The sequence below is a fragment of the Marmoricola sp. URHA0025 HA25 genome, assembly GCF_054059435.1.
In genome coordinates, this window is the sequence record NZ_JBSSCD010000001.1 from 1038649 (window position 1) to 1052877 (window position 14229).

The following is a 14229-nucleotide window of genomic DNA, read 5'->3' on the forward strand; positions in this document are numbered from 1 at the left end:
CTCGTTCCACAACACGCGCACTTGATCCGACGTCACAGCGATGCAGAGGGCTAAGGTTCGAACATGAGCTCGAAGAAGGCAGCCTTCCGCTTCATCGATCTCTTCGCGGGCGTCGGCGGTTTCCACGCCGCTTTGAAGGCGTACGGCGGCGAGTGCGTGTACGCGGTCGAGATCGATAAAGCAGCCGCAGCCGTCTACGAACGAAACTGGGGCCACAACCCGCTGGGCGACGTCACGAAGGACGCCAACGACCGGGTCATGAACGTTCCGGCCCATGAGGTTCTGGCGGCAGGATTCCCGTGCCAGCCCTTCTCGAAGTCCGGCGCGCAGCGGGGCATGGACGAGACCCGCGGCACGCTCTACTGGAACATCCTGCAGATCATCGAGAAGCGAAAGCCCAAGATTGTTCTGCTGGAGAACGTGCGTAACCTGGCTGGTCCACGACACCTGCACGAGTGGCAGGTGATCATCGAGACCCTGCGCGACCAGGGCTATCGCGTCTCGGAGACGCCAGCAATCTTCTCGCCGCATCTCCTGCCCCCCGAGCGAGGCGGCCGACCTCAAGTGCGCGAGCGCGTCTTCATCACGGCCACGCACAATCCGTCAGGAATCGGAGACGGCCTGGCCGTCCGGCCCGTCGCTTTGCCCAGTGACCGCATCGATGGTTGGGACCCGAAGCAGGAATGGCATCTTGAGGATCTTCTTGATGATGCACACAACATCCCTGGATGCGAGCTCACCGAAACGGAGCGTCTCTGGATCGACGCATGGGACGACTTCGTGCAGGTGATGTGGGAGGCGCGACTCGGCCGCCGGCTCCCGGGATTTCCGATCTGGGCAGACTCTTGGCGGGACATTCGCAACCCGATCGATCCGAGGCTTCCGGACTGGAAGAAGAGTCATCTCCGGAAGAACTACGAGTTCTATGCAGCCCACAAGACCCAGCTCGACCGGTGGACGAAGCGGTGGGGAGTCTTCACAGACGCTTTTCCGGCTTCACGACGCAAGCTCGAGTGGCAGGCGCAGGACACCCCTCGGCTCTGGAACACCGTCATGCACTTTCGTCCGTCCGGAATCCGCGCCAAGCGTCCGACTTATCTCCCCGCTCTCGTTGCCATCACACAGACATCCATCGTGGGTCCGAGGGAGCGCCGATTGTCTCCGCGCGAGACCGCCCGCCTCCAGGGTCTGCCAGACACGTTTGACTTCGGGACGCAGCCGGTCGCCGCGACATATAGGCAGATGGGAAACGGCGTCAACGTCGGCGCTGTCTATCACGTGCTCCGCGAGCACGTGCTCAGAGACCTTGACGTACTGAAGACGACAGCGGAGGGTCGCCGCATCAGTGACGCGATACTGGATGCCCCGCTTTCGCCTGACTCCAATCTAAGGGCGCACAAGCCGGTGGCTTAAAAGGGCGGTCTTCGTCGAAAGTGCCGCCAGCAAGCGTTCCTCTGGGTAGCCTTCCTTAGTCCTCGGGAGGGTGAGCCATGCAGCACTTTGATGGGCAGGAGTTGCCCATGGCTATCGATCGGGCGGACTGGCGATCGTCCGCGGCGGTCGCGTGGCGAGCTGGCGCATCTAGGGAGTCCCGATGACGAATTCCATCGAGCGTCGTCGACCCCGAGGGGCTGAATCTCTGCGACTAGACTCCGCGCTCGGACCTCGAATGGACGAAGCGACGCGGGAGCAACTCTGGACGTCGGTCAACCGCATCCTTGACCAGGGGCCGGTGCGGGCTCCCAGCACGACCGCAAGCACTGGTCTCGCTCTCGGCTATGTCCAGTCCGGAAAGACAACTTCAATCACGGCCCTGATTGCGGCGGCGGCTGATGATGGCTACGACGTCATTGTGGCCTTGCTGGGCTCGACGAACCTCCTGCTCGATCAGAACCGCCGTCGTCTTGAATCCTCGTTAGGCATAGGCGACCGGGAGGACTACAGATGGGTGATCGAATCCAACCCGTCTGGCGCTCGCGCGACGAAGAGACTCGAGGACTGGGCAGGCAGAGGGCGTACGATTTTGATCCCCCTCCTGAAACACGCTGGTCGCATCAATGCCGCTGCCGGCTGCCTGACAGATATGCCCGACGATCTCGATGTTCTCATCGTCGATGACGAGGCGGACCAAGTCTCCCTCAATACAGCGGGCCAGAACGCTGAGAGCCGCACATACGAGGCTATAGGCCGCCTTCGAAGGTCCGTTCCCAGGCACCTGTATGTCCAGTACACCGCGACGCCATATGCGCCTCTGTTGCTGGACGCTGACGACCTGCTCAGCCCGCAGTTTGTCGAGTTCTTGAACCCCGGGCCGGGGTACACGGGCGGGCGCGAGTTCTTCGTTGACTTCGCGGATCGCGTCGTGCGCAACGTGCCGGTACTCGAGGAACAAGCCACCAAGGCACCACCACTAGCGCTGCCAACAAGCCTGAGCAGTGCGTTCGCGAGCTTCTTGTCGGGAGCAGCCTTGCTCCTCGCGAACCAGCCGAACGGCGCACCGGTGAGCATGCTCGTCCACTCCACAGCGCGAAATGACGTTCAGGCGCGATATGTCTTCCTGCTCGAGCGGCAGCTGAAGGCCTGGCGTTCGGCGGCGTCGGGCGCCCATGGGGTGACCGACTTGCCAGACCCGCTTCAGAACGAGCGGATCAACCTGGTGCGAGCCGGCGCGGTGGACGCTAACGATCAAGAGTTCCTTGAACGACTGCGCTACGTCCTACGTGAGTCGACCCTTTGGCTCGTGAACTCGGCGAGTGCTCTCAACAAGGTCGATTGGAAGGTCGCGCCCATACACATCCTCGTGGGGGGCAACAAACTGGACCGAGGGTTCACGGTCGAGGGACTCACAGTCACCTACATGAACCGACCAGCGAGCCCGCAAGTGGACACGTTAGAACAGCGGGCGCGCGCATTTGGGTATCGGCGTGATCAACTCCCGTACTGCCAGTTCTTTGCAAGCCATCGGACGATTCGGTCGCTTCGCGACATCGTGTATACGGAGTACGACCTTCGCGCCAGGTTGCGCGACCACATCGAAGAGGGCGGCACGATTCACTCATGGGCCCGCGAGGTCGGTGTCTTGCTGCCGCCTGGAATGAAGCCGACTCGTGATGCGGTCGTCAGCGCCCTGTCTCGCCAAACATTCGGCTGGCACTCATTGAGAAGACCCTCGCTTGCCCGGACTGACATCGAAGAAAACGAGGCTCTCATCCGCGCGATAGGGCTCGAGCATGCCGAGACCGTCGATTACGGCCGTCTGGCCTTCCGTACATTGAGTCTTCCTGGCGGCGACCTTCACGAGATGCTCGAGAGTTGGCGCGTCTCGAGCTACAGCCCAGGTTGGAGGCGTGACGACATACTCGATGTAGTCCTCAGACTCGCTCCGCGCGATGCGTCGGTACCGGTGGTCCTGATGGACGATTCCGGAAACCCAAGGGTCCGCCAGTGGGAGGACGAGACCGGCTTTTCGAACCTGTTTCAAGGCCGTGATATCTCTCGTCAACCGGATGGAACGTTCTATCCCGGTGACCGTGCCGTCCCCGGGATCGAGGGTGAAGACGACACGCTGGCCCTCCAAGTTCATCGGGTAGTCCGACGTGGCGAGCCGTCGGGAGACTCGCTGTTTACCTTGGCGATCTACCTCGGATCGCGATCGCTCATCAGGAAGGCAGACAAGTGAGCAAGACGACCGGAACCGCCGGCAGCGTGCCGCTCAGGAGCTTGAGGCTCGACCCTGAGAATCCCCGAATTCCCGACTCTCTGAAGAGCGAATCACAGGCCGACCTCGCTGTGGTGCTGGAGATGGGTTTCGACGCCCACGCGGTGGCGCAGTCGATCGCGGATCTCGGCTTCTTCCAGGGCGAGCCCTTGCTGGTGGTGCCGGGTTCCGTGCCAGATATCTGGGTCGTCGTCGAGGGGAACCGACGTCTGACGGCATTGCTCGGGCTGGCGGACAAGTCCATTCGCTCCGAGTTTGCAGAGCCCGAGCGGTGGGAGAAGGTCGCTGCTCGTGCCTCGATGACGATGGACGACGAGATTCCAGTCGTCAAGCACCCGGACCGTGCCTCAACCCACGCGGAAGTTGCCCGGGCCCATGTCGTGGGCAAGCTTCAATGGCGTCCCTATATGCAGGCGAGATTCATTGCTTCGAGGGTCGCTGAGGGCAGATCGCTACAGGAAGTGGCAGACCTCATCGGGGTCACGAAAAGCCGCGCCGCGGACCTTTTTCGAGATCAGGCGGTCGTGGCACAGGCGCAGGAACTGGGTCTGCAAACGGGAGAGGTGGAGAACGCGTTCTCGCTCCTCACGGTCGCGATGAGCAATACGAAGTTGCGTAACCATGTCGGTGTCCCTCTCGGGTCTCGGCTCGCCATTGGAGATCAGCCTGTTCCCGAAAATAAGACCGGCGAGCTCCAGGAGTTGTTGTCCTGGATTTTCGGAGACAACGAGGGCGAACCAGTCATCAACGATTCTCGTCAGATGAGTCAACTCGGAAATGTCGCCGCCAGCGAAGTCGGGATAGCCGCCCTCCGAGAGGGCAGGTCGCTGGAGGAGGCGAAGCAGAAGGTCGCCGCCGCAGGCATGGCCCCGCGCGAGCGCGTGGTTCAGCGCTTGACAGCCGCAAGAAGCGCTCTGATGGCCAGCACGGACGATCTTTCTGACTTCGTCACTGACCCTGAGATCCGCGGTCTGGTCGATGACGTCGAGGCGCTCGTCGAGGCACTGCGCAATACGATCGAAGAATCCACGCTTGAGTCGGGCTAGGAAAAATGGACGATCTGGAACTGTCTATCTCAGGGCGCGACGCCGTCGCTGACTGGATCGAGACCGCGCTCCTGGTCAGAGGGACTCGACAGCTCGGTCTCGACGCGATCCTCGACATGGCCCAGGCCGAGGCGAAGGTGGGCGCGCCGCAGGCGAGTCTGGGCTTCAAGACGATGCGCCGTCGGAAGGAGCTTCTCGGCGAGGCCTACCCCTTCACGATTATCGGGGACCTCGCCGCGCGTGCTCGCGCCGATGCAGCAGAGATGCCCTACGCCGCCCTGCTGTTGCTTACGCCAGCCTCCGTAGCGCGACAAGCAGCCATGTCGGGATCGACCAGTGAGATGGAGGTTCTTTTTGAGCGCCTCGCGGAACGAGCGCTCAAGCACCTTTGGGGGCCTGAATCGCGGGCGCTCAGGTTTGGCTTTCCGTCTGAGAGTGGCCGCCCGCAAGCGTTCTCCGAGGCAATTGAGTGGTTGGCCAAGCAGATGGGGATCCCCGCCGGTAGCGGCTATCGCCCACCACGGCGCAAAGACGGTGGGGTTGACGTCGTAGCGTGGCGACCGTTTCCCGATGGAAAGTCGGGATTCCCTGTCGTTCTCGCCCAGTGCACGTTGCAATCTGAGCTCTTCTCAAAGAGCGCCGACGTCGATGTACGCATCTGGTCAACCTGGCTCGCGCTGGACTTCGAGCCGCAGACCGCCTTGGCCGTGCCGGGTTTCATCGCGAAGCCAACGGACTGGGGGCAGATCGCCCTTCGAAGCATGATCCTCGACCGGATTCGGCTTGCCCACCTCCTTGTGGGAGAGGTCGATGACCAGGCCAGAGCGTGGACCGAGCGAGTGATCAAGGACCTCTCGTCGATCATGCTGGCGGGCGAGACGTGATGCGGCAACGGCGCAAGATCGATGTGGTCAGGAACGTCGCGATCTTGCTCGGCGCAGAGCCGCCACCGATGTCAACAGGCTCTACAGAACCACGCGAGATCTTTGTGATCGTCAATGATCGGCTCGGCCTGGGTATTCGGAGCAACGCCACGAAGCAGGAGATGGCTAGACGCATCGTTCAGGCGTCAGGGAGGGTATGGGCTCCCGACTACGAGTCGCGTGGAGCGACCATCACCCGTGAGGGTCTCGAGGCGGTTGAGAGCGCGGTCCGCTTCTTTCTGGGGCTCCCAGAGGCAACCCAGCCTGCCGTCCCGCGATCATCTGACGAAACCCGATCGTCGTCGGTGCCGCGATCGCGTCGACTGACCGGGATCACTCTTCACGACTATCTGTCGCCCAACCGTCAGCGGCTCACGGCGAACTGGTTGGATTTGCTGGATCGCACCTGGTCGGGTTCGAAACGTCAAGCGACGTTTACTCCTGTGGAGACTGTTCTCTGCCAGGCCGCGTCCCTGCGAGTTCGGCACAACGCATTCGGGGGCGGTTCCGCAGAGCAGGCCCCCACGCCGGTTCCTGAACTGGCAGCTCTGTTCAAGCGCCCAGCCTCGAGCATCCTGGCGAAGATGGCGAACCTTGACGGAACGCGGCCCAACGGCGGACAGTTTGACGCCGAAGTCGGCCAGACGCTCGGCAGCGATCTCTCCCAACTGGCTCACGTATATCGACACGTCCTTGAAGCCGCCCGCGATTGCGGTATCGACGCGACGGTGCTACCTGATTTCCTTGGATGTGAGGTCGCGGGCACGCCCCGGAGGCCAATTGATTACTGAAGTGGTAGTCATCCGCGCCACGGTGTGTTTCGGAGTTGGCGATGGTATATGAGCCTTGGGCCTCGAGCCCGTCGGCGCGCGCCGTCATGCGGGCCAATCGACGGCGCGACACAGGTCCAGAGTTGGCGATTCGGCGTCTCGTTCATGCGGCGGGTCTGCGGTACCGAGTGGACGTCAGACCGCTCCCCGACCTGAACAGGCGAGCCGACATGGTGTTTATACGTCAGCGGGTCGCTGTTTTCATCGATGGCTGCTACTGGCACGGCTGTCCGGAGCATGGCACTTCGGCCCGAACAAATGCTGACTACTGGTCGGCCAAGATCGGGCGGAACATCGAACGCGATCTTGACACCACTCGCCGTCTAGCAAACGGCGGCTGGGGGCGGTCATGAGGATTTGGGAACACGAGGATCCTGCACACGCCGCTGCCGCCATCGTGCACAGGGTGCGTGGACGTGGCGCTACAGGCGGGGTTTCCTCGCCGAGGCAGACGTGGGAATGACTCGCTCCGCTGCAGACTCAGGCGACTCAATGCGCCCCCGTGTTCCACCCGCTGCTCATGGGGGAGGTAAGGGACGCGGACTCTCCGAATCTCGACTACCGAGCCGCATCTGTCCGTACCGTTCACAAGGTGACGCCAATGGGCGAAGGAACAGTCCTACAAGACTGGGAGGCCGCACGCGTACTGCGTGAAGCCATTCGGGAGTTGCGCAACAAGTCCATCCCTGAGGAGCGCGGCCTAGCCGAATCGCGCATCGCTACGAATTCTGGGATCCCGCTTCGAGCTGTCGGGCAGGTTCTCGACAATCACCCCGACAAGTTCCGCATCACGGACGCCACGGCGGCGGCGTTCGTGGGTGCCAAGAAGCGGCCGTACGGATGGCCCACCCGGTTCGTCATCGAACTGACTCCCGCGTTCCGGGAACACCTACTCGCCGAGGAGCGAGAGACGAAGGCCAGCACGCTAACAGGGCTTTGGGCAAAGGTTCGCAGAGAGTTGGACCGCAAGAGCGTGGACGCAGTCGTACTGCGAGTTCCGCACCGTGACGACGAGGAGCGCGACCTGTTTCGTGCCAGACTCGACTTCGTTGAGGACGCCGGGCAAGTCGAACTCTGGGTCACCTGCGACACGAAGTCACCGGATACCTGGATGAGGCTCATGGACGGCGCCCACTGCCTTAGCAGAGGCGGGAAACTGCCGCTGCGACCAGCAGCCGCGAAGCGAGCAGCGGTTGTTCCATTGCTCGTACGACGTTTCGCGACAATCGATAACGGGGTCTGGCACACCCGCGAGGTTTTCATTGACGTCTTGCGGATTCCGGAGGACCGGATCGTCGCGCACGCGAACAGGGCTGAATACCACGCGGGCGCAACCCGAGAGGCCATCGAGTACAAGGCGAAGAAGATCGGCTCGCGCGCGTATCGCCCAGGTGGTACTCGCCGATTCGCCGTCACATATTGCGATCGATGCGGCCAACCGCTCTCCGACCCGACTAGCGTCGCGTACGGCGTCGGGCCTGAGTGCCGCCGCTACTACGGGATTGAAGTACTCGAGGCCGTGAGGCGCTGGAAGCCGGGCATGATCCGCGTAACCGGGCGCAAACTCGCCGAGTGGGTCGCTATCGCGACTTCCGAATCGTGGGAGCACCGGGGCCCGCCCCTATAACGCCAGTCTCTTCGCTCCCTTTGAGAAGCCGCTCAAGACCGGTCTTGCATGCATTACCAACTGGCAGGGATCGCTCCTTGCTACGGGCTCCAGCCTTCGATGTCGTGCTGCTTGGGCGCGTGTGCGTTGAGAGACACCAGACTGGTCGTGTACCCGCTTCGCGCGCGGGTCAAATCCAGGTCGCGCACCAACGCGGCGATCAATGCGTCATGAGCCTTCCGAATGCCTGACAAGTCAGATGCTGGTATCGCGTCCGAATCCGGCTTGCTAAACATCGCGTCCCAGGATAAAGCCCACCCTGGCTCGCGTTGCCACGCTTGCCGACGCCGGTATGCGCCGCTTCGGATCAAAGCATCCTCGCCCCAGTGATTGAAGGTGGAGAAACAAAATCTCTCGAAGTCGACATACGCATCTCGCACAGGATCGCTGAACAATGGCGCTGCGCAGTAGAAGGTCTGATCCAACCTGCGCTTGAGCGCCACAATCTCGACCGGTGAATGGTCTCTCCAACTCCCGATGAAGGTCATGTAACACATGAGTACGTTGAGGTCAGGTGCAAGAGCCTTGTAGTACTCGATACGGGCCCTGAGCAACTCCTCACTTCGACTGTGGCGCCGCGCATAGATCAGGCCTAGCACGACTACGACGAGAGGAGTAGTCACACTGCCGATTGCCGACATCGCATCAGCCCAGGTGACCGGGGCAGCGTTCATGGATCAATCTTCATGCGCGGCCACGCGGGATTGAGGCGGCGACGCGCCGGCGCGATCGCGGCGCCGAGCTTCCGCGGCGGTGTGACGCGTGTTGCCCGCTCCATGGGCGCATCCCTGACGTCGACGCGCTCAATTGGAGAACACCTGACCGAGTGGCCGTCAAGACTGCCGCGACCGGAGCCGATTCTCTAATTGCCTGACCGAAAGAGCGGTACGCCACCGCGCGACCTCTGTCTAGCATTCACGATCCTAGGTGGGCGATCGTCGGCAAGTGGTTTCGCAAAGGAGGCGGTGAAGGTGGTCACGTGAAGATCGTCCGATGTTGCGGCTCTATCCTGGACAACCGCGAGTTCGGCACCGACCCGCGCCGCGACGAGCTTGGCCAGGCCAAGTCCGAACCCTGTCCCCTCCTCCGGGTGGCGGCGTGCGGCGGCCCCCCGGAAGAAGATCTCGAAGATTTTGGCACTCTCGTCGTGCGCAATCCGTGGTCCGAGTGACTCGACTTCGATCCTGATGTGGGTATCGGTCTCGTCATAGTGAACACGGATCTCAGAGTTCTCAGGTGCGTACTTGATCGCATTGTCGATGTAGGCCTGGGGGATAGCGCCGACAGCGTCCGGGTTCTCCATCAAGTTGCCATGGCTTTCGCCCGTGACCCGAAGTTTCAGCCCGCGGCGATCCAAGAGAGGCTTGTAGATCTGAAGGTATTTGTGAACAGCTCCATGCAGGCGAAAGATTCGCTTGCTTCGCGGATCATCGATCAGGTCTGGATTGGCGACGAAAGCAGCCGACTGCAACTTGAACTCCATGAGGCGTGCGGCCCAGTAGATCGACCGAATATTTTGGTCACCTTCTCGAGTTGGGCGTCCAAACCGATCCCGGGATGTCTTGTCTCGAGGAAGACGTTGACGTGTTGAACGATCTGGCTCACGAGTTGTCGATAGTCATGGATCTGAGCAAAAGTCTGCTCCAAGCTCGGGCGGAGCAACTCGCTGACGTCGGCACCAAACTCTGGAGAGTTCCGATAGTGCTCAATAATCCGTCGCTTCTCCGCGGATATTTCTGACTCACGGGCCAGATCCATCTCCGTGACTCGTGAGGCAACAGCCTCTAGATCCGCAACATCGATCGCATGCAGGCGATCAATCTTGAGCACTTTCCGGCGGGCGGCCGTGGTCTGCGGATAGTCGCGCACCACCAGCCCAGCAAGAAGCAGGTCATCGTCGATTCGCCGGAAGTTGTATCCATACGAGCAGAGCCCTAGGTCATTTGAGGTAGTCGTCTCACACTGACGGTGAGTGCATCCCTGACAACGATCTGGCCAGGGTCGGCCCACGCCGTCGCGACGTTCTCCACGAAAGACGTGCGGAAACGGGAGGAACGTCAAGCTCAGTTCGTCCAAATCTGTGCAACTCCGATCGCGATCTGAGCCATTCCGATGAGTGTCGCTGTCGTTTCGGGGTCGACACCTCGCCGGGCGAGGGCGCGTCGCAAAGGATCCGGACTGCGCTTAGCTATGGACTTCGTGGCAGCGCGTTTGGTGCGCCAGTCCCCTACGCCGGTTTTCTCAAGTTCCGCCTGAATCGCGATTAGGTGAAAGCCGACACTGAAATGCTCCTGGAGTAGGTCGTCAACGCTCCTCTTGAAGTCTACGAAGTCGGCCGTCTTAGGCAGGACCGCGTCAGCCTGGTCGAAGAAGGGTTGGTACTTCACCGGCCAGTCCGCGTTCGAGTAGGCGACCACGACCTGGGATGGCCGAACCTCCTTGATGTGCTTGAGCACTCCGAGCCCTTGATCCTGCGAGAACTTCTTGCCGACGCCCTGTAGGTCCAGCAGGACGATGTCGTAACGACCCTGTTCGATCTCTGCAAGGTTCGTGACGTCGGGCCACTTAGTCAATTGATACCCGGCCTTGCGGAAGAGCGGTGCATACGGGAAGGGCTGGTCGTCGATGACCAAGATTCTCGCGCGGTCAACGATTTGCTGCAGGCTGGGCTGCGGGACTGACTGTTTCCACACGACGCAACACGTTCCGTTCGTTCAGCCCGCCAAGGCATAGGTTCATCGGATCCTGCTAGTTGACCGTCAAGGTAGCTAACCAATCGGACCGTGTGTCCGATATGGGAAAACGTCGAATGTCCTGGCCCGTTTCAAGCGCCGACTCGGCCGACGGGCACCAACTGAACCGCGTTGGGGAGGCGATCCTCGTCATCGATGCCAACGAGGTCCGCGAGGTCCTCGTCGGGAACGGATGGCACTCGTGGCACTGCGGCCAGCCCGCGGTGCAAGCTCGCCGCGCTCAGCCAAGACGCGGACCGACCCCGCCGGACCTGCGGGACTCCTACTGGGCGGAGTGCAACCAGGTCGTAGCGGGCGATCTAGCGTCTGGCAGCGGTCCGCAGGAGGGGCAGCGGCAAGTTGTCGGAATCCCGTGTGCACCGTGGCGTCGTGAGCTCCGCGGGAACACTCAATCAGAGCTGGTCGGGAGCGAGCGCCTAGTCAGCGGGTTCGGGGCGGAACGCGGCGGCGTTGTCAGACCAGGCGTATCAGGCAGGCGTCGTTGCGTCGATGGCGGAGCGTACCGGTGCCGCCGGGCAGAATGGGCGGGTGAGCGACGCGGCGTACGACCGGATCATGGCGTACGCCGAGGCGCAGGGGCTGGAGCTCTATCCGCACCAGGAAGAGGCGATCCTCGAGCTGCTGTCGGGCAGCAACGTCGTACTGGCCACGCCGACCGGGTCGGGGAAGTCGCTGGTGGCGACGGCGGCGCACATGGCGGCGATGGCCGAGGGGCGAGTGTCGTTCTACTCCGCGCCGATCAAGGCGCTGGTGAGCGAGAAATTCTTCGCGCTGTGTGAGGTGTTCGGCGCCGAGCACGTCGGGCTGCTGACCGGCGATGCGACTGTCAATCCCGGCGCTCCGATCATCGCGTGCACGGCTGAGGTCCTTGCGAATATCTCGCTGAGAGAGGGGTCGCGGGCCGACGTCGGGTTGGTGGTCATGGACGAGTTCCACTACTACGCCGACCCGCAGCGGGGGTGGGCGTGGCAGGTGCCGCTGCTGGAGCTCACCGACGCGCAGTTCGTGCTTATGTCGGCGACCCTGGGGGATGTCACGGAGATCGCGGCCGACCTGAGCCGGCGTACCGGGCGGGAGACCGCGGTCGTCGACAAGGCGGAGCGGCCGGTGCCGCTGCACTTCAGCTGGTCGCTGGATCCGTTGGACGAGGCGTTGAAGGAGGTCGTCGAGACCGGGCAGGCGCCGGTGTATGTCGTGCACTTCACGCAGGCGGCGGCGGTACAGCGGGCGGAGGGGTTGTTGCGGGGGGTCTCGTCTGATCGCTCGTTCCTCGCTGCTCGACCAGCTGTTGCTGGGTCTGCAGGTACGTCACCAGAGGTCTCGTCTGATCGCTCGCTGGCGCTCGCTGCTCGACCACCTGACGACGGACTCGCTGCTCGACCACCTGACGACGGACTCGCTGCTCGACCACCTGACGACGGACTCGCTGCTCGACCACCTGGGGCTGGGGAGGTCTCGGCTGATCGCTCCTTCGTCGCTGCTCGACCAACCTTGGCCGACAGGCTCGCCGGGGTGCGGTTCGGGGCTGGGTTCGGGAAGACACTGTCGAAGCTGCTGCGCAAGGGGATCGGGGTGCACCATGCGGGGATGCTGCCCCGGTACCGGCGGCTGGTGGAGCAGCTGGCCCAGGAGGGGTTGCTGACGGTCATCTGCGGGACCGACACGCTCGGGGTGGGGATCAACGTGCCGATCCGGACGGTGCTGTTCACCGGGCTGGCGAAGTACGACGGGCACAAGCAGCGGGTGCTGCGGACGCGGGAGTTCCTGCAGATCGCCGGGCGGGCGGGGCGGCCCGGGTTCGACACCAACGGCTACGTCGTCGTCCAGGCGCCCGAGCACGTCATCGAGAACGAGAAGGCCAAGGCCAAGTCGGCCGCGAAGAACGCGGCGCTGAGGGAGCACCAGCAGAACAAGCGGAAGTCCAAGGCGCAGCTGACCAAGCCGCCGCCGGGCACGGTGGTGTGGACCGAGAAGACCTTCGACAAGCTGGTCGCCGGGGAGCCGGAGCCGATGCGATCGCGGATGAAGGTCGACAACGCGATGCTCGTCAACGTCGTCGCCCGCGAGGAGGACGCGTTCCCGGTGATGCGGCGGCTGCTGATGGACAACCACGAGGACCGGCGTACGCAGCTCGCGCATGCGCGCCGGGCGCTGCGGCTGGCGCGCAGCCTGGTGCACAACGGGGTGCTGAAGCGGCTCGACGAGCCCGACGAGTTCGGCCGGCGCTACGTGCTCACCGTCGAGCTGCCGGAGGAATTCGCGCTCAACCAGCCGCTGGCGCTGTTCGCGATCGCGGCGCTGGACCTGCTCGACGCGGAGGCGCCGACGTACGCGCTCGACATCGTGTCGGTGATCGAGTCGGTGCTGGACCCGCCGCGGCAGATCCTGTTCGCCCAGCAGCACGAGGCGCGCGGTGAGGCGATCGCGGAGATGAAGGCCGACGGGCTCGAGTACGACGAGCGGATGGCGCTGCTCGACGAGGTGTCCTGGCCCAAGCCGTTGGCCGACCTGCTGGAGCCGGTGTTCGAGACCTACCGGCAGACGCACCCGTGGCTGCCGCTGGACGCGCTGGACCCGAAGTCGGTCGTGCGGGACATGTACGAGCAGGGGATGGGGTTCACCGACTTCGTCGCGCGCTACAAGATCGCGCGGTCGGAGGGCCTGCTGCTGCGCTACCTCTCCGACGCGTATCGAACGCTGCGCCAGACCGTGCCCGACGCGCACCGACCGCCCGAGCTGGACGACCTGATCGAGTGGCTGGGAGAGACGGTGCGGCAGACCGACTCGTCCTTGTTGGACGAGTGGGAGGCGCTCTCGGATCCGGACCATGTGCCGCGCACGCTGGTGGATGCCACAGCTCCACCACCGCGGCCGTTGTCGCAGCAGGAGCGGGCGTTCAAGGTGATGATCCGGAATGCGATGTGGCGGCGGGTGGAGCTGGTGGCGCGGGACGACGTACCTGGTCTGGCTGCGCTGGAGGCTTCTGACGCTTCGCGTATTGATCCGCCGCGTGAGGTGTTGATGACTCGGGAGGACTGGGACGCTGCGATCGAGGAGTACTACGCCGAGCACTCGTCGCTCGGCACATCGGGGGATGCTCGCGGCCCGGATCTCTTCGTCATCGAGCGGACGGGGCGCCGCTGGCCGGTGCGGCAGACGCTTGCGGATCCCGCCGGGCACCACGAGTGGGTGATCGAGGCAGAGGTGGACATTGATGCTTCTGATGAGCTCGGGGAGCTAGTGCTCACCACGACGGCGATGCGGCGGCTGTGACGATGCAGCGGCGATCCTGG

12 protein-coding genes are annotated in these 14229 nt (G+C 63.1%); 8 read left to right on the forward strand and 4 right to left on the reverse strand.

The genetic code is table 11. The features are described from left to right. Positions 1-63: 63 nt before the first annotated feature. The 7 genes from ACVW00_RS05015 (at position 64) to ACVW00_RS05045 (ending at position 8144) form a co-directional block, all read left to right on the forward strand. On the forward strand, positions 64-1413 hold the full coding sequence (locus ACVW00_RS05015) for a DNA cytosine methyltransferase (RefSeq protein ID WP_457109804.1): 1350 nt from the start codon (positions 64-66) through the stop codon (positions 1411-1413). A gap of 256 nt (positions 1414-1669) precedes the next feature. Continuing rightward, on the forward strand, positions 1670-3679 hold the full coding sequence (locus ACVW00_RS05020; RefSeq protein WP_457109805.1) for a Z1 domain-containing protein: 2010 nt from the start codon (positions 1670-1672) through the stop codon (positions 3677-3679). Further along, positions 3676-4764: a hypothetical protein gene (locus tag ACVW00_RS05025; RefSeq protein ID WP_457109806.1), complete on the forward strand. Its 1089-nt coding sequence runs from the start codon at positions 3676-3678 to the stop codon at positions 4762-4764. The genes ACVW00_RS05020 and ACVW00_RS05025 overlap by 4 nt, the downstream gene beginning before the upstream one ends. A gap of 5 nt (positions 4765-4769) precedes the next feature. Further along, positions 4770-5648: a hypothetical protein gene (locus ACVW00_RS05030; protein ID WP_457109807.1), complete on the forward strand. Its 879-nt coding sequence runs from the start codon at positions 4770-4772 to the stop codon at positions 5646-5648. Then, positions 5648-6478 (forward strand): hypothetical protein, encoded by an 831-nt coding sequence (locus ACVW00_RS05035; RefSeq protein ID WP_457109808.1) that lies wholly within the window; start codon positions 5648-5650, stop codon positions 6476-6478. Before ACVW00_RS05030 ends, ACVW00_RS05035 begins: the two co-directional genes overlap by 1 nt. Positions 6479-6564: 86 nt before the next feature. Next, complete coding sequence (locus ACVW00_RS05040) at positions 6565-6870, forward strand: very short patch repair endonuclease (RefSeq protein ID WP_457109809.1); 306 nt, start codon at positions 6565-6567, stop codon at positions 6868-6870. 248 nt (positions 6871-7118) lie between these two features. Further along, entirely contained in the window at positions 7119-8144 is a 1026-nt protein-coding gene (locus tag ACVW00_RS05045; protein ID WP_457113074.1) for a DUF6011 domain-containing protein, read from the forward strand. 80 nt (positions 8145-8224) lie between these two features. Here ACVW00_RS05045 and ACVW00_RS05050 read toward each other — a convergent pair whose 3' ends face one another. The 4 genes from ACVW00_RS05050 to ACVW00_RS05065 all read right to left on the reverse strand — a co-directional run bounded on the left by ACVW00_RS05050 (position 8225) and on the right by ACVW00_RS05065 (position 10816). Further along, positions 8225-8857, reverse strand: a complete 633-nt coding sequence (locus tag ACVW00_RS05050) for a hypothetical protein (RefSeq protein WP_457109810.1) — start codon at positions 8855-8857, stop codon at positions 8225-8227. 188 nt (positions 8858-9045) lie between these two features. Further along, positions 9046-9666 (reverse strand): sensor histidine kinase, encoded by a 621-nt coding sequence (locus tag ACVW00_RS05055; protein WP_457109811.1) that lies wholly within the window; start codon positions 9664-9666, stop codon positions 9046-9048. Next, on the reverse strand, positions 9618-10055 hold the full coding sequence (locus ACVW00_RS05060) for a hypothetical protein (RefSeq protein ID WP_457109812.1): 438 nt from the start codon (positions 10053-10055) through the stop codon (positions 9618-9620). The genes ACVW00_RS05055 and ACVW00_RS05060 overlap by 49 nt, the downstream gene beginning before the upstream one ends. A 191-nt stretch (positions 10056-10246) precedes the next feature. Next, complete coding sequence (locus tag ACVW00_RS05065) at positions 10247-10816, reverse strand: hypothetical protein (protein ID WP_457109813.1); 570 nt, start codon at positions 10814-10816, stop codon at positions 10247-10249. 609 nt (positions 10817-11425) lie between these two features. Here ACVW00_RS05065 and ACVW00_RS05070 point away from each other — a divergent pair. Beyond that, complete coding sequence (locus ACVW00_RS05070) at positions 11426-14209, forward strand: DEAD/DEAH box helicase (protein WP_457109814.1); 2784 nt, start codon at positions 11426-11428, stop codon at positions 14207-14209. Positions 14210-14229 lie beyond the last annotated feature (20 nt).

Excerpts from the sequence above, each read along its gene's own strand:
- ACVW00_RS05045 (WP_457113074.1), top strand. The coding sequence starts at position 7,119 with ATGGGCGAAGGAACAGTCCTACAAGACTGGGAGGCCGCACGCGTACTG.
- ACVW00_RS05015 (WP_457109804.1), top strand. The coding sequence starts at position 64 with ATGAGCTCGAAGAAGGCAGCCTTCCGCTTCATCGATCTCTTCGCGGGC.
- ACVW00_RS05030 (WP_457109807.1), top strand. The coding sequence starts at position 4,770 with ATGGACGATCTGGAACTGTCTATCTCAGGGCGCGACGCCGTCGCTGAC.
- ACVW00_RS05050 (WP_457109810.1), bottom strand. The coding sequence starts at position 8,857 with ATGAACGCTGCCCCGGTCACCTGGGCTGATGCGATGTCGGCAATCGGC.
- ACVW00_RS05035 (WP_457109808.1), top strand. The coding sequence starts at position 5,648 with ATGCGGCAACGGCGCAAGATCGATGTGGTCAGGAACGTCGCGATCTTG.
- ACVW00_RS05070 (WP_457109814.1), top strand. The coding sequence starts at position 11,426 with ATGGCGGAGCGTACCGGTGCCGCCGGGCAGAATGGGCGGGTGAGCGAC.
- ACVW00_RS05020 (WP_457109805.1), top strand. The coding sequence starts at position 1,670 with ATGGACGAAGCGACGCGGGAGCAACTCTGGACGTCGGTCAACCGCATC.
- ACVW00_RS05040 (WP_457109809.1), top strand. The coding sequence starts at position 6,565 with ATGCGGGCCAATCGACGGCGCGACACAGGTCCAGAGTTGGCGATTCGG.
- ACVW00_RS05055 (WP_457109811.1), bottom strand. The coding sequence starts at position 9,666 with ATGGAGTTCAAGTTGCAGTCGGCTGCTTTCGTCGCCAATCCAGACCTG.